This is a genomic window from Streptomyces pinistramenti, from assembly GCF_020564935.1.
Taxonomy (GTDB): domain Bacteria; phylum Actinomycetota; class Actinomycetes; order Streptomycetales; family Streptomycetaceae; genus Streptomyces; species Streptomyces pinistramenti.
Genome location: NZ_JAJCXB010000068.1, coordinates 14,368 through 31,869, shown reverse-complemented (window position 1 = coordinate 31,869; position 17,502 = coordinate 14,368). Strand labels below are relative to the sequence as shown.

At 70.5% G+C, this 17,502-nt stretch carries 14 protein-coding genes, 5 tRNA genes and 1 pseudogene; 8 read left to right on the top strand and 12 right to left on the bottom strand.

Annotated elements, in window-relative coordinates:
* Positions 1-208: 208 nt before the first annotated feature.
* From LIU39_RS30650 to LIU39_RS30610, 10 genes are all read right to left on the bottom strand, one after another.
* A tRNA-Glu gene (locus LIU39_RS30650) sits at positions 209-281 on the bottom strand.
* Between the two features lie 39 nt (positions 282-320).
* A tRNA-Gln gene (locus tag LIU39_RS30645) sits at positions 321-392 on the bottom strand.
* A gap of 16 nt (positions 393-408) precedes the next feature.
* A tRNA-Glu gene (locus LIU39_RS30640) sits at positions 409-481 on the bottom strand.
* Positions 482-544: 63 nt separating this feature from the next.
* Positions 545-617: transfer RNA gene (locus tag LIU39_RS30635), tRNA-Glu, on the bottom strand.
* A gap of 53 nt (positions 618-670) precedes the next feature.
* Positions 671-742 (bottom strand) — tRNA-Gln (locus LIU39_RS30630).
* Positions 743-891: 149 nt separating this feature from the next.
* Positions 892-1,272: a Uma2 family endonuclease gene (locus LIU39_RS35380; protein ID WP_308409436.1), complete on the bottom strand. Its 381-nt coding sequence runs from the start codon at positions 1,270-1,272 to the stop codon at positions 892-894.
* A 4-nt stretch (positions 1,273-1,276) separates the two neighbouring features.
* The gene (locus LIU39_RS35375) at positions 1,277-1,405 is read right to left on the bottom strand and encodes a hypothetical protein (protein ID WP_308409435.1); all 129 of its coding nucleotides are present in this window, start codon (positions 1,403-1,405) and stop codon (positions 1,277-1,279) included.
* Between the two features lie 117 nt (positions 1,406-1,522).
* Entirely contained in the window at positions 1,523-3,001 is a 1,479-nt protein-coding gene (gene gltX, locus LIU39_RS30620) for a glutamate--tRNA ligase (RefSeq protein ID WP_227050195.1), read from the bottom strand.
* Positions 2,994-3,767: a fumarylacetoacetate hydrolase family protein gene (locus LIU39_RS30615; protein WP_227050194.1), complete on the bottom strand. Its 774-nt coding sequence runs from the start codon at positions 3,765-3,767 to the stop codon at positions 2,994-2,996. The genes gltX and LIU39_RS30615 overlap by 8 nt, the downstream gene beginning before the upstream one ends.
* 81 nt (positions 3,768-3,848) lie before the next feature.
* Positions 3,849-4,040: a hypothetical protein gene (locus tag LIU39_RS30610; protein WP_227050193.1), complete on the bottom strand. Its 192-nt coding sequence runs from the start codon at positions 4,038-4,040 to the stop codon at positions 3,849-3,851.
* 596 nt (positions 4,041-4,636) lie between these two features.
* On the opposite strand from LIU39_RS30610, the pseudogene LIU39_RS30605 reads away from it, so the two are divergent.
* From LIU39_RS30605 to LIU39_RS30570, 8 genes and pseudogenes are all read left to right on the top strand, one after another.
* Positions 4,637-8,286, top strand: a pseudogene (locus tag LIU39_RS30605) (sensor histidine kinase).
* A gap of 9 nt (positions 8,287-8,295) precedes the next feature.
* Positions 8,296-8,709 (top strand): roadblock/LC7 domain-containing protein, encoded by a 414-nt coding sequence (locus LIU39_RS30600; protein WP_227050197.1) that lies wholly within the window; start codon positions 8,296-8,298, stop codon positions 8,707-8,709.
* Positions 8,710-8,819: 110 nt separating this feature from the next.
* The gene (locus LIU39_RS30595; protein ID WP_227050192.1) at positions 8,820-9,227 is read left to right on the top strand and encodes a DUF742 domain-containing protein; all 408 of its coding nucleotides are present in this window, start codon (positions 8,820-8,822) and stop codon (positions 9,225-9,227) included.
* Positions 9,208-9,801: a GTP-binding protein gene (locus tag LIU39_RS30590; RefSeq protein ID WP_227050191.1), complete on the top strand. Its 594-nt coding sequence runs from the start codon at positions 9,208-9,210 to the stop codon at positions 9,799-9,801. Before LIU39_RS30595 ends, LIU39_RS30590 begins: the two co-directional genes overlap by 20 nt.
* A gap of 344 nt (positions 9,802-10,145) precedes the next feature.
* Positions 10,146-13,259, top strand: a complete 3,114-nt coding sequence (locus LIU39_RS30585) for a sensor histidine kinase (protein WP_227050190.1) — start codon at positions 10,146-10,148, stop codon at positions 13,257-13,259.
* A 10-nt stretch (positions 13,260-13,269) separates the two neighbouring features.
* Entirely contained in the window at positions 13,270-13,683 is a 414-nt protein-coding gene (locus LIU39_RS30580) for a roadblock/LC7 domain-containing protein (protein ID WP_030257992.1), read from the top strand.
* An 85-nt stretch (positions 13,684-13,768) separates the two neighbouring features.
* The gene (locus tag LIU39_RS30575; RefSeq protein ID WP_227050189.1) at positions 13,769-14,386 is read left to right on the top strand and encodes a DUF742 domain-containing protein; all 618 of its coding nucleotides are present in this window, start codon (positions 13,769-13,771) and stop codon (positions 14,384-14,386) included.
* A complete protein-coding gene (locus LIU39_RS30570) occupies positions 14,367-14,945 on the top strand; it encodes a GTP-binding protein (protein ID WP_073447656.1) in 579 nt (192 codons plus the stop codon). Before LIU39_RS30575 ends, LIU39_RS30570 begins: the two co-directional genes overlap by 20 nt.
* Positions 14,946-15,041: 96 nt before the next feature.
* Here the strand turns inward: LIU39_RS30570 and LIU39_RS30565 are convergent, their stop codons facing one another.
* On the bottom strand, positions 15,042-15,230 hold the full coding sequence (locus tag LIU39_RS30565) for a DUF397 domain-containing protein (protein WP_227050188.1): 189 nt from the start codon (positions 15,228-15,230) through the stop codon (positions 15,042-15,044).
* A gap of 252 nt (positions 15,231-15,482) precedes the next feature.
* Entirely contained in the window at positions 15,483-17,267 is a 1,785-nt protein-coding gene (locus tag LIU39_RS30560) for a dihydroxyacetone kinase family protein (RefSeq protein WP_227050187.1), read from the bottom strand.
* Positions 17,268-17,502 lie beyond the last annotated feature (235 nt).

The following is a 17,502-nucleotide window of genomic DNA, read 5'->3' as shown; positions in this document are numbered from 1 at the left end:
GGATCCGCAGTGGAGGGCGGATCCGCGGGCCACGGCCCGTCGGCACTCCCCCGCTCCCCCGATACGGAGGACGAGGCGGCGCGGGCCGGCAGTGCAGGCCGCAGCCGTGGCCGAACTCACGCCGTCCGCACGGCAGATGGGGCGGCAGTTCTGCGGCGTCCCGGCATGACAAAAGCCCCTGCCGAAGCAAGGGCCTTTCTCTTTTCTGTACCCCCGACCGGATTCGAACCGGCGCTACCGCCTTGAGAGGGCGGCGTGCTAGGCCGCTACACAACGGGGGCCTGTTTTCTTGCAGTTGAGCCGTAATACAACGCTCTGCGCTGGGCTACCAGGACTCGAACCTAGACTAACGGAACCAGAAACCGTCGTGCTGCCAATTACACCATAGCCCATGGTGGTTTAGACCAGTACCCCCGACCGGATTCGAACCGGCGCTACCGCCTTGAGAGGGCGGCGTGCTAGGCCGCTACACAACGGGGGCCCTAGCGATCCTCACATCGGCACATCCGGGAGCGACCCGAAGGTAACGGAAAGAAAGGATCTGTACCCCCGACCGGATTCGAACCGGCGCTACCGCCTTGAGAGGGCGGCGTGCTAGGCCGCTACACAACGGGGGCCTGATACTGCGATCAAGAGAACTTCGAATCCTCGAATTGAGGAAGATCTCTTGCTGGGCTACCAGGACTCGAACCTAGACTAACGGAACCAGAAACCGTCGTGCTGCCAATTACACCATAGCCCACCAAAACACAACCCCCCGTGGGGAGTTTGTTCGGCTTGCGCTTTCCTGCCGGGCCTCTCGGCCCTCTCGGGCGGCGCAGGAAGAACATTACCTGAAGGTGGACGGGGCTCCAAAACCGATATGCCCAGCCGGCAGACGGGGCAGATCGGTCAGACTCGCGACCCGCTCTGTGCCGCCCGGACTCGGCGTCCCCGGCCGGGCGCCGGGGGTCGGCCGACCCAGTCCTTGACGGGCTCGGTGTCGAGTGAGATGCCGACCGGCTCGGGGATCTCGACCGGTGTACCGAGCCGCACCGTCACCGCCTGGTCGTGACGGTCGCCGTCAGGCTTCGAGAAGGCGGTGACCGCGCCGCTGTCCCGATCGATCAGCAGGTACACAGGGGTGCCGGTCTCCGCGTACGCGCGAGGCTTGTCGTGACGGTCCCGGCGGTCGGCATCGCGGTCGTACGAGGTGACCTGCACAGCCATCAGGACGGGCGCGGGGTCGACCCACTCGCCTTGGCCGGTGAAGGAGCCCGGTGGCGCGAGCACGGCGTCAGGCGGGCGCGGCCTTCGCGGTAGGTCTGAACTCCAGGCGCACTCCTTCGGCTGTGCGCGCGGCGAGCCGGGCCGGCTCTTCGAATGCGTCGAGCAGCATGTGCGGTCGGTCAGCGAGCGCGGTCATGGTCGGCCCTCCTTGTGTCCGTGCGGCCATCGCGCCCTCCGGAGGTCGCGTGCGGCCCGGATACAGCGAGGGCCCGGAAGCCGTGGTGGCTTCCGGGCCCTCGGGGTGCGGGCGAGGTCAGCCCGCGAGCTTGGCCAGGGCTGCGTCGATGCGCTGGACGGTGCGCTCCTTGCCGAGGATCTCCAGGGACTCGAAGAGCGGCAGGCCGACCGTGCGGCCGGTGACGGCGACGCGGACCGGGGCCTGGGCCTTGCCGAGCTTGAGGCCGTGCTCCTCGCCCGCGGCGAGCACCGCGTTCTTGAGGGACTCGGGGCTGGTCCAGTCGGCGTCCAGCAGCTTGGCGCGGGCGGCGGTGAGCAGGGCCGCCGGGTCGCCCTTCATCGCCTTCGTCCAGGACGCCTCGTCCTCGACCGGCTCCTTGCGGAAGAGGAAGTCGACGTTGGCGGTGATGTCCGAGAGGACCGTCACACGGGTCTGGGCGTGCGGGGCGATGGCCTGCCAGGCGGCCTCGTCGAAGTCCTCGGGGGCCCAGTTGGCGTGCGGGGCGCGCAGCCACGGCTCGCAGGCCGCGATGAAGGACTTGGTGTCCAGCTGCCGGATGTGGTCGGCGTTGATCGCCTCGGCCTTCTTGAGGTCGAAGCGGGCGGGGTTGGCGTTGACGTCCGCGATGTCGAACTTCTCGACGAGTTCGGCGACCGAGAAGATGTCCTGGTCGGCGGAGAACGACCAGCCCAGCAGCGCCAGGTAGTTGAGCAGGCCCTCGGGGAGGAAGCCGCGCTCGCGGTAGAGGTTGAGGGACGCCTGCGGGTCGCGCTTGGAGAGCTTCTTGTTGCCCTCGCCCATGACGTACGGGAGGTGGCCGAAGGCCGGGATCTCCTTGGCGAATCCCAGCTCGATCAGCGCCTTGTAGAGGGCGATCTGGCGGGGGGTGGAGGAGAGCAGGTCCTCGCCGCGCAGGACGTGGGTGATCTCCATCAGGGCGTCGTCGACGGGGTTGACGAGCGTGTAGAGGGGCGCGCCGTTGGCCCGGACGATGCCGTAGTCCGGGACGTTCTCGGGGGTGAAGGTCAGTTCGCCGCGGACGAGGTCGGTGAAGGTGATCGTCTCGTCGGGCATCCGGAAGCGGACGATCGAGCTGCGGCCCTCGGCCTCGTAGGCGGCCTTCTGCTCGTCGGTCAGGGTGCGGCAGGTGCCGTCGTAGCCGGAGGGCTTGCCGGCCTTGCGGGCGGCGTCGCGGCGCGCGTCCAGCTCTTCGGTGGTGCAGTAGCAGTGGTAGGCGTGGCCGGCGGCGAGCAGCTTGTCGGCGACGTCCTTGTAGAGGTCCATCCGCTGGGACTGGCGGTACGGCGCGTGCGGGCCGCCGACCTCCGGGCCCTCGTCCCAGTCGAAGCCCAGCCAGCGCATGGAGTCCAGCAGCTGATTGTAGGACTCCTCGGAGTCGCGGGCCGCGTCGGTGTCCTCGATGCGGAAGACCAGAGTGCCTTGGTGGTGCCGGGCGAACGCCCAGTTGAACAGGGCGGTGCGGACCAGGCCCACGTGGGGATTGCCGGTCGGGGAGGGACAGAAACGGACGCGGACGGGGGTCGCGTTAGCCACGCTTGATCACCTTGTTGGTGAGAGTGCCGATGCCTTCGATGGTGACGGCGACCTCGTCGCCGACGTTGAGCGGGCCGACTCCGGCCGGGGTGCCCGTGAGGATGACGTCGCCGGGGAGCAGGGTCATCGCCTCGGTGATGTGGACGATCAGGTCCTCGATCGGGCGGATCAGGTCGCTGGTGCGGCCGAGCTGGCGCTGTTCACCGTTGACCGTGCACTGGACGGCGAGGCCGGCGGCGACGTCGCCCGGGGTCAGTTCGGTCTCGATCCAGGGGCCGAGCGGGCAGGAGGTGTCGAAGCCCTTGGCGCGCGTCCACTGCTTCTCGCGCCGCTGGATGTCCCGCGCGGTGACGTCGTTGGCGCAGGTGTAGCCGAGGATGACGTCCTTGACGCGTTCCCTGGGCACCTCGCGGCACATCCGGCCGATGACGACGGCCAGTTCCGCTTCGTGGTGCACCTCCTGGGAGAAGGAGGGGTACGCGATGGGGTCGCCGGGGCCGATCACGGAGGTGGAGGGCTTGAGGAAGACGACCGGGATGTCGGGGACGTCGTTGCCCAGTTCCGCGGCGTGTTCGGCGTAGTTGCGGCCGATCGCGAGGACCTTGTTGGGGAGCACCGGGGGCAGCAGGCGGACCTTGTCGAGCGGGACCTTCTGGCCGGAGCGCTCGAATTCCGCGAACGGATGCCCCTTGATGACGTCGAGTTCGTCGCCCTCTAGGACGCCGAAGCCGACGTTGCCGTCGATGGAGAATCTGGCAATGCGCACGGGTGCCGCTGCCCCTCATTGATCACTGGCCGGAGTTGACACTCCAGGCTAACGCGGGGCCGCGGCCGTTCCGCTGCGGTACTACGCCGTGACGTCCTGCTGAGGCGCGTCCATGAGGACGGTGCGGCGGGGGTTGGCGGTCTGCGTCGGCAGTTCGACGGTGTGCTCCGGGGCCTCGGCCGCTGCGGTGTTCAGCTCGTCGGCGTCCTTGAGGTGCGCCAGCGTGGTGCGCCGCGGGTTGGCTATGTTGCGGAACATCATCGTGGTCTTCACTGCTTCACGCCTCGCGTATGTCGGTGGTGGAAAGGGGAACTCACGGGGAGTCGCCCCTTGTCATTGTGGGCACCTGTGTAAAGCGTCAGGCTAAGCGGGCTATTCCCTGCGATGCCGTGGGAAAGTCCGCGATCTTCCTGTGAGTTTCCTCACGGAGGGTGTGACAAAAGCCGCATTTCCCATGATCAACATCCATGGGTAAATGAGACGTAAGGCGATTAAAGGCGCCATTCCGCCCCCGATCACCGCACCTGGGACAGCCGGAACCGGCGAACGACTCGCGGGCATAAGTCCGTTATCGCCCGCGGAACCCTCTACGTGTCGTGACACGGTCCGCACATTGCGTCACCCATGTCACAGGGCACGGCTCCGCTCTTGTTGGAGATCCGGCACTGTGCTGGAATTCCACGGACCGCCGCACGTTTCAGCCGGCGCGCAGGGCGCGAAGTAGCGCAGCGCGGTGGTGTTGCTCTCTCGGCCAGAGAGGGAAGCCCGCCGGTCACTCACGACCGCCACGGGGGACTTGCGGTCCCCCACGACTCGACACCGTCCCGCCGTCATGCGGAGGGACGCCTGGTCCAGAGGTTGCGACGCTAGTGCAGGGACGTTTCAAGAGGGATGGCACAGAGCCTCCCCAGGCCCGCAAGGGGCGAGGGGAAGCTGCGGCGGAGCCGGAGCTGCGCGGCGGGACCGACCGCGCCTCCTCTCCCCAGCGTGCCCAGGGCAACGGCCCGGTGGGCGGCACGGCGCCGTCCGACCGGAACGGCCAGGCGGCCGGCGCCGACTCCGCCGAGCGCAGCACGCCCAAGGAGCCGAAGAGCCCGAGCGGCCCCGGCTCCCGTATGGCGCTGCGCAACTGGCGCATCAGCACCCGTCTGATCTCCCTGCTCGCGCTTCCCGTGGTCGCCGCGACCTCGCTGGGCGCCATCCGTATCCAGGACTCGATGGAGAACATCGATCAGCTGGACAAGATGGAAATGCTCACCGAGATGACGCGGCAGGCGACCGAACTCGCCGACGCGCTTCAGATGGAACGGGACAAGTCGGCGGGCCCGCTGGCCGGTTCGGGCAACACCAAGGACGACACGAACGTCGTCGCGCCGCGGGAGGCCACCGACCGCGCCCGCACCTCGTTCGACGACGCCACCGGCGACATCCAGGGCGAAGACGCCACGATGACCGGTGTGCGGGCCACCGTCCTGGAGATCGGGCGTCAGCTCAACACCCTGAACGAGATCCGCAGCAACGCCTACAAGGACGGCGACAACGCCGCCCGGACGATCACCAGTTACAACCAGCTGATCGACTCGCTGCTCTCGCTCTCCCAGGACATGGCGCAGGCGACCAGCAACCCGGAGATGATCCGCAGCACCCGTGCCCTGGCGGCGTTCTCGTCCGCCAAGGAGTACGCGTCCATGCAGCGTGCCCTGGTCAGCGCCGGTCTCGCGCACAAGGGCGGCCCCCAGCTCTCCGCCAACGACCGGCTCGCCGGCCGCACCGCCGAGGACGACGAGAAGGCCGCGCGGGACCGCTTCTCGCAGATCTACGCGAACAACGCCGGTGCGCTGACCCGCGGCCTGGACGGCAACAACGACGAGATCAAGGCCGCGGTCGCCTTCGCGCACCGCGCCTTCGCGAGCGGCAGCGGCATCCGCAGCCAGGAGTACAAGTACCTGGACTGGTACGACTCCGACACCGTCAAGATCGACGAGATGTCGCGCATCGAGACCTCGCTGCTCACCGAGATGGAGCAGAACTCCCGCGAGCTGCGCAACAGTGCCTCCCGGGACGCGATCATCAACGGTGCGCTGATCCTGCTCGTCCTCGGCGTCTCGCTGGTCGGCGCGTTCGTCGTCGCCCGGTCCATGGTCCGCTCGCTGCGCCGCCTCCAGGACACCGCGCAGAAGGTCGCCCAGGACCGGCTGCCCGAGCTGGTCAAGCAGCTCTCCGACACCGACCCGCAGGACGTGGACACCTCCGTCGAGTCGGTCGGTGTGCACAGCAAGGACGAGATCGGCCGGGTGGCCGCGGCCTTCGACGACGTGCACCGCGAGGCCGTCCGGCTGGCGTCCGAGCAGGCGCTGCTGCGGGGCAACGTCAACGCGATGTTCACCAACCTCTCGCGCCGCAGCCAGGGCCTCATCCAGCGCCAGCTGTCGCTGATCTCCGAACTGGAGTCCCGCGAGGCCGACCCGGACCAGCTCTCCTCGCTCTTCAAGCTCGACCACCTCGCGACCCGTATGCGCCGTAACGGCGAGAACCTCCTCGTCCTCGCGGGCGAGGAGCCGGGCCGCCGCTGGACCCGTCCGGTGCCGCTGGTCGACGTCCTGCGTGCGGCCGCTTCCGAGGTGGAGCAGTACGAGCGGATCGAGCTGAACGCCGTTCCGCAGACCGAGGTCGCAGGGCGGGTCGTCAACGACCTCGTGCACCTGCTCGCCGAGCTGCTGGAGAACGCCACGTCGTTCTCCTCGCCGCAGACCAAGGTCAAGGTCACCGGTCACGCGCTGCCCGACGGCCGGGTGCTGGTCGAGATCCACGACACCGGTATCGGCCTGTCGCCCGAGGACCTGTCGGCGATCAACGAGCGGCTGGCGAGCCCGCCGACCGTGGACGTCTCGGTCTCCCGCCGGATGGGCCTGTTCGTGGTCGGCCGGCTGTCGCTGCGGCACGGCATCCGTATCCAGCTGCGTCCGTCCGACTCCGGCGGCACCACCGCCCTGGTGATGCTGCCGGTCGATGTCGCGCAGGGCGGCAAGAAGCCGGCTCCGAGCACCGCCAAGAGCGTGGGCGCATCGGATGTCGGCGGCCCCTCATCCTCCAGTCGGCTCGCGGGGCTCCAGCCGCGCGGCCAGGTCGGTTCGGGTCCTGGCGGCGGCGGGCGGCCCGCGCTGCCCGGCCGCGGCGGACCCGTCGGCGGCCAGAACGCGTTCGGGGCTCCGGCTCCCGCGGGCGGCCGTCCGCAGGCTCCCGGCGCGCCCGCGGCACCGGCCAGGGGCGAGTCCCGTCCGGCGGCGCCTTCGGCCAGACGCCGACCGTGGCGCCGCCCACCGGCGCGCCCCGTGACGAGCGCCCGCAGCTGCCGCCCCGCAATTCCCCTGCGGAACTGCCCGGCTCCGCTGCGCCCGCCGACGGCCGCGGCGCTCAGCCGACCGGCACCACCAGCTGGGGCGCCCGCCGCGAGCGCAGCGCGTCCGACGACTGGCCGCTGGCACCGCGCGACACCCAGGACGTGCCGCGCGGCCACGACGAGCCGGAGACCACCGGCAGCTTCGAGCGGCCCGTGCCCGGCGGCGGCCCCGGTGACACCACGGCCTTCGCCCGCCCCGACTTCAACGGCCCGCCGCCCGGCTCCGGCACCCCCGAGGGCAGCCGCGGACCGGCCGGCACCGCAGGGTCCACCCCGCAGGCCGGCGCCCCGGCGCCCGGCGACACCGGTCAGTTCGCGCTGCCGGCCCCGGGACGCGACGGCGGCCCCGCCGACGCGGGCCTGTTCGCCCGCCCCGGCTCCGGGACCGGCGAGTTCGAGCGGCCCGCGTCCGAGACGGGTCAGTTCGAGCAACCCGCCTCCCGGACCGGCCAGTTCGAGCAGCCCGCGTCCGACGGCGGCCGTTACGGGCGGCCGGAGGGCGAGGCCGACCTGTTCGGCGGGCGGCCCGCGCAGCCGCAGGACACCGGGCAGTTCCCGGTGCAGCAGGCGCAGGACGGTGCGGCGGGCCCGTCGTCCGACTGGCTCGGCGAGACGCCGGCCGGTCCTGGCGACGGCCGGACGCCGATCTTCGACACCATCGAGTCGAACTGGTTCCACACACCGGAGGCGGCCGCAGCGGGCGTGCCGCAGCGGCCTTCGGACAACGGCGATGCGCCGCTGCCCGGCCGCGTCCCGGCGGCCGCCGAAGGCCAGGGGAACGCGCCGGTCAACGGTGCGTCCGCCGAGAACCCGGGCGGCTCGCAGTGGCGCAGCTCGCCCAATGACGAACGCTGGCGGCAGGCGGAGCAGATCCGTCAGCCCGCCGCCGGCGGCATCACCACCTCAGGACTGCCCCGCCGTGTCCCGCGCGCGAATCTCGTCGCGGGTACCGCACAGCAGCAGTCCACCCAGAGCGGTCCGCAGGTCTCGCGTGCTCCCAGTGACGTACGCGGCCGGCTGACCAATCTCCGTCGGGGTATCCAGCAGGGCCGCCAGGCCGGTGGTACGGACACCGGCAACCACGGCATTGTTGACCCCACTCACCAGCAGGAGCGTTAGTTGAGTCCGATGAGCCAGGCGGCGCAGAACCTGAACTGGTTGATCACCAACTTCGTGGACAACACCCCGGGGGTGTCCCACACGGTGGTGGTCTCCGCGGACGGGCTGCTCCTCGCGATGTCCGAGGGTTTCCCGCGCGACCGCGCGGATCAGTTGGCGGCGGTGGCCTCCGGCCTGACCTCGCTGACCTCCGGCGCCTCCCGCATCTTCGAAGGCGGGAGCGTCAACCAGACCGTGGTGGAGATGGAGCGCGGCTTCCTCTTCATCATGTCCGTCTCCGACGGATCGTCGCTGGCCGTACTGGCGCACCCCGAGTGCGACATCGGCCTCGTCGGTTACGAGATGGCCCTGCTCGTCGACCGCGCAGGCAGCGTCCTCACGCCGGACCTGCGCGCCGAACTCCAGGGCAGCCTGTTGCACTGAGACAGGCCGCGGCACTTCCCCCGTACACCGCCGAGCTGCCCACCGTCCATCGCGCCGTACCCCCCACCGGCCCAACCCGACGACTGTCAGTTGTCCCGCCCGGAGGACTCATGACCCCGCCACCCACGTCAGGACCGTACGACGCCTACAGCCAGGCGTCGTACGGCGGCGAAGGCGACCAGCCGCTGGTCCGCCCGTACGCCATGACGGGCGGCCGTACCAGGCCGCGTTACCAGCTCGCCATCGAGGCGCTGGTCAGCACCACGGCCGACCCCTCCCAGCTGCCCGGCCTGCTGCCGGAGCACCAGCGGATCTGCCACCTGTGCCGGGAGGTCAAGTCGGTCGCCGAGGTCTCCGCGCTGCTGCACATACCGCTCGGCGTGGCACGGATTCTGGTCGCCGACCTGGCCGAGGCCGGCATGGTGGCGATCCATCAGCCCGGTGGCAGCGGCGAGGCCGGCGGCACGCCCGACGTGACGCTGCTGGAGAGGGTGCTCAGTGGACTTCGCAAGCTCTGACAGCGGCTTCGACGAGGGCGCGGCCCGCTCGACCACGTCCGCCAAGATCGTGGTGGCGGGCGGGTTCGGCGTGGGCAAGACCACGTTCGTGGGCGCCGTTTCGGAGATCAACCCGCTGCGCACGGAGGCCGTGATGACCTCCGCCTCGGCCGGTATCGACGACCTGAGCCACGTCCAGGACAAGACGACCACGACCGTGGCGATGGACTTCGGCCGGATCACGCTGGACCAGGACCTGATCCTGTACCTCTTCGGTACGCCGGGGCAGGACCGTTTCTGGTTCATGTGGGACGACCTCGTACGCGGCGCGATCGGCGCCGTCGTGCTGGTCGACACCCGGCGGCTGGCGGACTGCTTCCCGGCCGTCGACTACTTCGAGAACAGCGGCCTGCCGTTCGTCATCGCCCTCAACGGCTTCGAGGGCCACCAGCCCTACACGCCGGACGAGGTGCGCGAGGCACTCCAGATCGGCCCCGGTACGCCGATCATCACCACCGACGCCCGGCACCGCAGCGAGGCCAAGAGCGCGCTCATCACGCTCGTCGAGCACGCCCTGATGGCACGGCTGCGGTAGACGGCCCGCCGCGTGCTCAACGGGCGGGCCGATTCGCGGTTCCGGAGTGGACCTGTGTCGTTGGACACGCTGTCGATGACGTTCATAACGTTTCGACAGTGAATCGGCCCGCCGTCAACACCCCTCGCACATGCCCGGCTTCGCTGCGCTCATATTTCTCCCGCCATTTGCCGCCGCTCGCCCTTAACGCCCCTTTTATGTGACGCCTCCCGGGTCCTGCTCAGGTTCTGCTCAGTGTTTGGAACGCACCACCCTGACGTGCTGAAATTCGCTGAACTCCGGAGTAGTGACGCCAAGAAGAAACGGCACAGCAGACCGTGCCGCGCCGAGAGGTTGTTGGTCGAGTGAGGCGAAGCACGTCGAGCCCCGAGCCGCAGGAACCGCGGCGGGGCAACTTCACCCCGCCGTCGCGCAGTACGGCACCGGCTTCCGGCGCGCCCGCACACCCGGTCGTCACTCCGGATGCCGGCGGTGGACGGTTCACGCCGCGCAACTGGCGGGTGGCCACCCGCCTCAACGCCATTCTGCTGATTCCCGTTCTGGTCGCCCTGGTCTTCGGCGGCCTGCGCGTCAACAACTCGTTCGCGACCTGGCAGGACGCCCAGGACGCCGAGAAGACCGCGAAGCTCGTGCGCGCGGCCCTTTCCTACAGCAACGCCCTGATCGACGAACGCGACCGCACCGCGGAACTGCTCCTGAACGGCAAGAAGGACGATCCGGTCGTCGAGGGGGCGCGCTCGGCAACCGACTCCGCGGCGGACGCCTTCCACGACGCCGTGAAGTCCATGCCGGTCAAGGAGGGTCTCCAGCGCCGCCTCGCCGCCTTCCGGAAGGCGGAGCCCAAGCTCGGCGCGCTGCGCGAGTCCGCCTATACGCCGAAGCTGCACGGCGTGCGGACCGAAGAGGGCTACGTCGAGATCCAGCACCCGCTGATGGAGTTCGCCAACGAACTCGGCCTGGGCACCGGCAACATCACCTCCTACGGCCGTACCGTCTACGCCGTCTCGCTGGCCAAGGCCGCCGAGTCGCTGGAGCGCTCGATCGGCACCCACCTGCTGGTCGACCCCGCGTCCCCGCAGGGCGGCAAGGAACACAAGCTCCAGCTGACCGCGTTCGCCTCGTACAAGTACCTCGAAGGCATCGCCATCGGTGAGTACACCTCCGGCGGCACCCCCGAGGACGTGCAGCGGCTGCAGCGGGACGCGGCACAGCTCAGGAAGACCGCCGAGGCGAAGACCGAGCGGGCCGGGCAGGAAGCGGCCGCGGGACGGCAGTTCCGTGCCCCGCCTTCCATGGACGCCATGGCCACCGCGATCGGTTCCGGCGCCACACCGGCGGAGCTGGCCGCCAAGGGCATCACACCCGCTGCCTGGTTCACCGCCGCTACCGGCAAATTCGACATGTACCGGTCCATCGAGAAGGACCTGTCCGGCAAGGCCGTGAACGAAGCGGCGCAGATCTCCGCCGACGCCAAGCGGTCCACCTTCACCGACTCGGCGATCGTGCTCGCGGCACTGCTCGTCGCCTTCCTCGTCGCCGGGCTGATGGCCCGCCGGATGAGCCGCAACATGCGCACCCTGCGCACCGCGGCATTCGGCATCGCCGAGCAGCACCTGCCGATGCTGGTCGACCAGCTCTCGCGTGCCGAGCCCGGCCGGGTCGACACCCGGGTGCAGCCGATCCCGATCGCCACCACGGACGAGATCGGCGAGGTCGCCCGCGCCTTCGACCAGGTGCACCGCGAGGCCGTCCGGCTCGCCGCCGAACAGGCCCTGCTGCGGGGCAACGTCAACGCGATCTTCACCAACCTCTCGCGCCGCAACCAGGGCCTGATCGAGCGGCAGTTGACGCTCATCACCGACCTGGAGAACAACGAGGCGGACCCGGACCAGCTGGAGAACCTCTTCCGGATGGACCACCTCGCCACGCGCATGCGGCGCAACGGCGAGAACCTCCTCATCCTCGCGGGCGAAGAACCGGGACGCCGCTGGACGCAGCCGGTGCCGCTGATCGACGTCCTGCGGGCGGCGACGTCCGAGGTGGAGTCCTACGAGCGCATCGAGCTGACCGGCGTCCCGGAGAGCGAGATCCACGGCACCGCCGTGACCGACCTCGTGCACCTGCTCTCCGAACTGCTGGAGAACGCCACGACGTTCTCCTCGCCGCAGACCAAGGTGCGGGTGGCCGCGACCCGGCTGCCCGACGGCCGCGTCATGATCGAGATCCACGACAAGGGCATCGGGCTCACCCCCGAGGACTTCGCGGACATCAACCACAAGCTGGCGAACTCGCCGAGCGTGGACGCCGCGGTCTCCCAGCGCATGGGCCTGTTCGTGGTCGGCCGCCTCTCCGACCGGCACGACATCCGCGTCCAGCTGCGCCCGTCGGGCGAGCAGGCGGGCACCACGTCGCTGGTCATGCTGCCCGAGGCGATCACCCACGGCGGTGGCGGCGAGGGGCAGTTCGAGGACGACTTCACGGTGTCGCGGATCGTGCCCGAGCACGAGCAGGCGGCCTACGAGACCGGCCACCGCACCGCCGCCGAGCTGGGCTTCGACGAGTCCCCGCACGGCCAGGGCGCCGGTTTCCCCGACGGGAGGGCGGCGGGCGGTCCGCCGCTGCACGGGGAGCACCGCGCGGCGCTCGACGACCGTCCGGGCGGCGAACGGCCGGACGAGCGCCCGCTGTTCCGTGACGAGTTGGCGCCCGGCGACGGTTTTGCCGACCGCCCCGCGCCGACGGCATATGCGGAAGCCGATCAACCGCTGTACGACGACCGCTCGTTCGGTACCGATGCATTCCGGCCGCCGACCGGTCCGGAGACCACCGGCCAGCAGCCGTACGCCGCCTTCGGACCGGCTGCGCACGGCGACGGGTACGAACCCACCGCGTACGATGGGCACTTCGGCACCGAAGCGGAATCTGACCGGAATACACCTGCCGCTCCCGCCGATGCGTCCGAGCGCGTAACATTCGACCATCCGGGCCCCTCCCCGAGCGACATCCACTCGCTGACCGACGCCGGCCTTCCGCGCCGCGGAGGCCGCACCGAGCAGGCACAGCAGGCTCATCAGCAGTGGGCGCAGCCCGAGGAGCCGGTGGCGCCTCCGCAGCAGCGGAGCACGTCGGAATCGGGCCAGGACGGCTCCGAATGGCGCAGCTCCAACGACGCGCGCTGGGAGCGGGCGGAAGCACTGCGCGAGCCGAAGGCTGGCGGGGTCACCCCGTCCGGCCTCCCGCGACGGGTGCCCAAGGCCAACTTGGTCGAGGGCACGGCGGAGCAGACCTCGCAGGGCGGCCCCCAGGTCTCCCGGGCTCCGGAGGACGTCCGCGGCAGACTGAGCAATCTGCGCCGCGGTGTCCAGCAGGGCCGCAACGCGGGGACGGACCGCTCGGAGGTCCCCCACAATGACCAACAGGGCTTCGGCCCCGGCAGCACCTACGATCAGGAGCGTTAGTGTGAGCCCGATGAGCCAGGCGGCGCAGAACCTGAACTGGTTGATCACCAACTTCGTGGACAACACCCCTGGTGTCTCCCACACGGTCGTGGTCTCCGCGGACGGTCTTCTCCTCGCCATGTCCGAGGGCTTCCCTCGGGACAGAGCCGATCAGTTGGCGGCGGTGGCCTCCGGCCTGACCTCGCTGACCTCCGGCGCCTCCCGCATCTTCGAAGGCGGGAGCGTCAACCAGACCGTGGTGGAGATGGAGCGCGGCTTCCTCTTCATCATGTCCGTCTCCGACGGATCGTCGCTGGCCGTTCTCGCGCACCCCGAGTGCGACATCGGCCTCGTCGGTTACGAGATGGCCCTGCTCGTCGACCGCGCAGGCAGCGTCCTCACACCGGACCTGCGCGCCGAACTCCAGGGCAGCCTTCTCAACTAGCAGACAAGCAGTGCGTTTCCCGCCGCCGGGCCATTAGGGTTCGGTGGCGCGACCGGCGTCAGACAGGCAAGTTGGAGGAGGAGACGTGGCTACGCCCCCTAGCGGATACCCGTACGGTTCCGGACAGCAGTCCGGGCCACAGGGCGAGACCCATCACAACCGCTTCAACTTCCCGTCCGCGCCGAGCCGTCGGCCGCAGCGGCCCCAGCCGCAGCAGCAGCAGCGTCCCGATCGGCCCCAGTACCGCTCGTACGACTCCCAGCCGTACGAGCCGTCGGTGTACGACCAGCCGCAGGCACCGCGCATCCAGCCGGTGCAGCCTCAGCGGCACGCGCCCGAGCCGTCGCCCGTCGGCGGCACGCACAACCCGCTCGTGCGCCCGTACGCCATGACCGGAGGCCGGACCAGGCCGCGCTACCAGCTCGCCATCGAGGCGCTGGTCAGCACGACCGCCGATCCCTCCCGGCTACAGGGCCAGCTGCCGGAGCACCAGCGCATCTGCCACCTCTGCCGCGAGATCAAGTCAGTTGCCGAGATCTCCGCGCTTCTCTCCATCCCCCTCGGCGTCGCCCGGATCCTCGTCGCCGACCTGGCAGAGGCCGGGCTCGTCGCCATCCATCAGCCCGGCGGGGACGACACCGCCGGCGGACAGCCAGATGTGACACTGCTCGAAAGGGTGCTCAGTGGACTTCGCAAGCTCTAGCGGTGCAGCCCGCTCCACCACCTCCGCGAAAATCGTGGTGGCGGGCGGCTTCGGCGTGGGCAAGACCACGTTCGTCGGGGCCGTCTCAGAGATCAACCCGCTGCGCACCGAAGCCGTCATGACGTCAGCGTCGGCGGGCATCGACGATCTCACGCATGCTCCGGACAAGACGACCACGACCGTGGCGATGGACTTCGGCCGGATCACGCTGGACCAGGACCTGATCCTGTACCTCTTCGGTACACCGGGGCAGGACCGTTTCTGGTTCATGTGGGACGACCTCGTACGCGGCGCGATCGGCGCCGTCGTGCTGGTCGACACCCGCAGACTCGCCGACTGCTTCCCGGCCGTCGACTACTTCGAGAACAGCGGCCTGCCGTTCGTCATCGCCCTCAACGGCTTCGACGGACACCAGCCCTACACGCCGGACGAGGTGCGCGAGGCACTCCAGATCGGCCCCGACGCGCCGATCATCACCACCGACGCCCGGCACCGCAGCGAGGCCAAGAGCGCGCTCATCACGCTCGTCGAGCACGCCCTCATGGCACGCCTGCGCTGACCCGGCCAGGACGCACGCCCCGCGTCCGCGCCGCACACCGAAAGGCCCCCGCACACCTGCCAGGTGCGGGGGCCTTCGGTGTGCCGGGCGCTGCGCTCAGCCGTCCACGAAGTGGTCGAACTCCCCCGCCTTGACGCCCAGGATGAACGCCTTGAGGTTGGCGGGAGTGGTGGTGAGGATGACGTCCGGGGCGTCGCTCTCGTGGAGCTTGACGGTGTCGCTGTCGGGGGCGGCGACGTGGAGGCACCAGTACCCCGTCGGAGACGGGGAGGGCGACGGGCGCATCGCCGCCTGCGGGCCGGCCTACGAGGACGGGCAGGCCCAGGTGATCAGCGCTGACGGCGGGGCGCGCTTGAGTCTCAACTCGCCGGAGAGCGCGGCGCGTTGGTTCGGGCGGTCGGCGGATACGCAGGCGTGGCTCATCTGGCCGGGTGCGGGAAAGGTCTCTGCCTGACGTCGTCGGACCGGGCGTACGCGAAGGGCCCGTGAAGGGGAGCGCCGGGTGGCTCTCCTTCACGGGCCCTTGCCGCGCCACCGTCAGTCGCCCAGGGTGTCGCCGACCGCCGTCAGGATCAGCGCGAGGGAGACGGCGCCCGCGTCGGGGTGGCCGTAGCCGAGCGCGCCCATCCGGGCCGCCCGGCCGCGGGCCGGGGTGAGTTCGGCGGTGTCGGCGGCGGCGCGGGTCGCCGCCTCGGCGGCCGCCCGCCACGCCTTGCCGAGTCCTTCGCCGGCGCGGGCCCGCAGTTCGCGGCGGAACGGGTCGAGCGAGTCGAGCATGGTCTTCTCGCCCACTTCGGCGCCGCCCAGCTCGGCGACGGCCCGCTGGGCGGCGTCCGCCGCGTCCGCGAACAGCGCGGTGTCACAGGGGCGTTCGGCATACGGGCCGCCGGGCCGGGCCGCGGCCTTGCACAGTACGGCGCCGGTCTCGGTGAGCAGCGCGCCGTACAGGGCGCCCGACGCGCCGCCGGACGCGTCGGCGAGGGCAAGGCCCGCGGCCATCAGGGCGCCGCCCGCCGCCCGCGGGTCGCAGGCATGGCCGGCCTCGGTCGCGCGGGCCGCGGCGACGGCGGCGCGCAGCCCGCGGACGATGCCGATGCCGTGGTCGCCGTCGCCCGCCACCGCGTCCAGCCTGCCCAGCTCGTCCTCGTTGGCCGCGACGAGGTCGAACGCGGCCTGGAGCGCGGCGGTCGCCGGCAGGTCGTTGTCCCCTGCTGCCGTCTCCGGTTCCTGAGCCGCGGCGGCGGCAGCGTCCGTACGGTCGTCGTCGGCGGTCGCGTGGGTGCCGGGCAGGCTGCGGAAGGCGGGGGTGTCGCAGGGGGCGTCGTACAGCTCGGTCAGTTCGTCGTCGAGGACCATCACCGACAGCGAGACGCCGGCCATGTCGAAGGAGGTGACGAACTCACCGACCTCGGGGCGGTGCGGCTGGAGTCCGGCGGCCCGCAGGCGCCGGTTGACCTGCCGGTAGACGACGAACATCTCCTCGTACTTGGTGCGCCCGAGTCCGTTGAGGAGGACGGCGACCCGGCCGGTGCCGTTGGCGGGGCGCGGCAGTTCGTCGAGGAGGTTGTCGACCAGTTCGTCGGCGAGTTCAGCGGCGGTCAGGCTGCGGGTGGTGCGCAGTCCCGGCTCGCCGTGGATGCCCATGCCCAGTTCGGTGGTGCCGGCGTTGACGGTGAACAGCGGCTCGGCGGCGCCGGGGAGGGTGCAGCCGGCGAAGGCGGCGCCGAAGGTGCGGGTCATGGCGTTGGCGTGGGCGGCGGCCCGTGCGACGCCGTCGAGGTCGTCGCCGCGCTCGGCGGCCGCGCCCGCCACCTTGAACACGAAGAAGTCGCCCGCCACCCCGCGGCGGTCACGGGACGGGTCGATCGCCTGGCCTTCGACCGGCGGCGGGCCGCTGGCGACGTCGTCGGTGACCAGCACCGTGCGGGTGTCGATGCCCTCGGCGGCGAGGCGGCGGGCGGCGAGGCCGAAGTGCATGACGTCGCCCGCGTAGTTGCCGTAGCTCAGCAGCACACCGGCGCCGCCGTCGGCCGCGCGTGCGGTGCGGTAGACCTGCTCGGCGCTGGGGCTGGCGAAGACGTCACCGATGGCCGCGGCGTCGGCGAGGCCGGGGCCGACCAGTCCGGCGAAGGCGGGGTAGTGACCGGAACCGCCGCCGATGACGACGGCGACCTTGCCGGTGCGGGGTGCGTGGCGCCCGACGACGCCGAAGGCACCCGGCACCCGGCGGACCGTGCGCGCGTACGCATCGGCCAGTCCTTCCAGCCAGTCCTCACGGAAGGTCTCGGGGTGGTGTCCGAGGCCGGCGGGGGTGGTGGTCATCAGGGCACACTCCTTTTGTTTCGTGCCTGTTTGATTTAACACGTACATCACAGATTCGTCACCCCTTGCGGCGTAAATCTCACCACCCCTTGTGAGAATGGCCCGCAAAATCCCCGGCATCACATCTTGCATGTGAAGTTCTCAGGATTCATGATGCTCGCATCACCCTTGTCCACACCCGCGATACCGGAGCGTCACCCGCGCCCCCGCCCCCCGCATCACAGCCCCCCTCCCG

Bases quoted from the DNA above. Each gene is read 5' to 3' on its own strand.
- LIU39_RS30560 (WP_227050187.1), bottom strand. From the start codon at position 17,267: ATGACCACCACCCCCGCCGGCCTCGGACACCACCCCGAGACCTTCCGT.
- LIU39_RS30580 (WP_030257992.1), top strand. From the start codon at position 13,270: ATGAGCCAGGCGGCGCAGAACCTGAACTGGTTGATCACCAACTTCGTG.
- LIU39_RS30595 (WP_227050192.1), top strand. From the start codon at position 8,820: ATGACCCCGCCACCCACGTCAGGACCGTACGACGCCTACAGCCAGGCG.
- LIU39_RS35375 (WP_308409435.1), bottom strand. From the start codon at position 1,405: ATGACCGCGCTCGCTGACCGACCGCACATGCTGCTCGACGCATTCGAA.
- LIU39_RS30600 (WP_227050197.1), top strand. From the start codon at position 8,296: ATGAGCCAGGCGGCGCAGAACCTGAACTGGTTGATCACCAACTTCGTG.
- LIU39_RS30565 (WP_227050188.1), bottom strand. From the start codon at position 15,230: ATGCGCCCGTCGCCCTCCCCGTCTCCGACGGGGTACTGGTGCCTCCAC.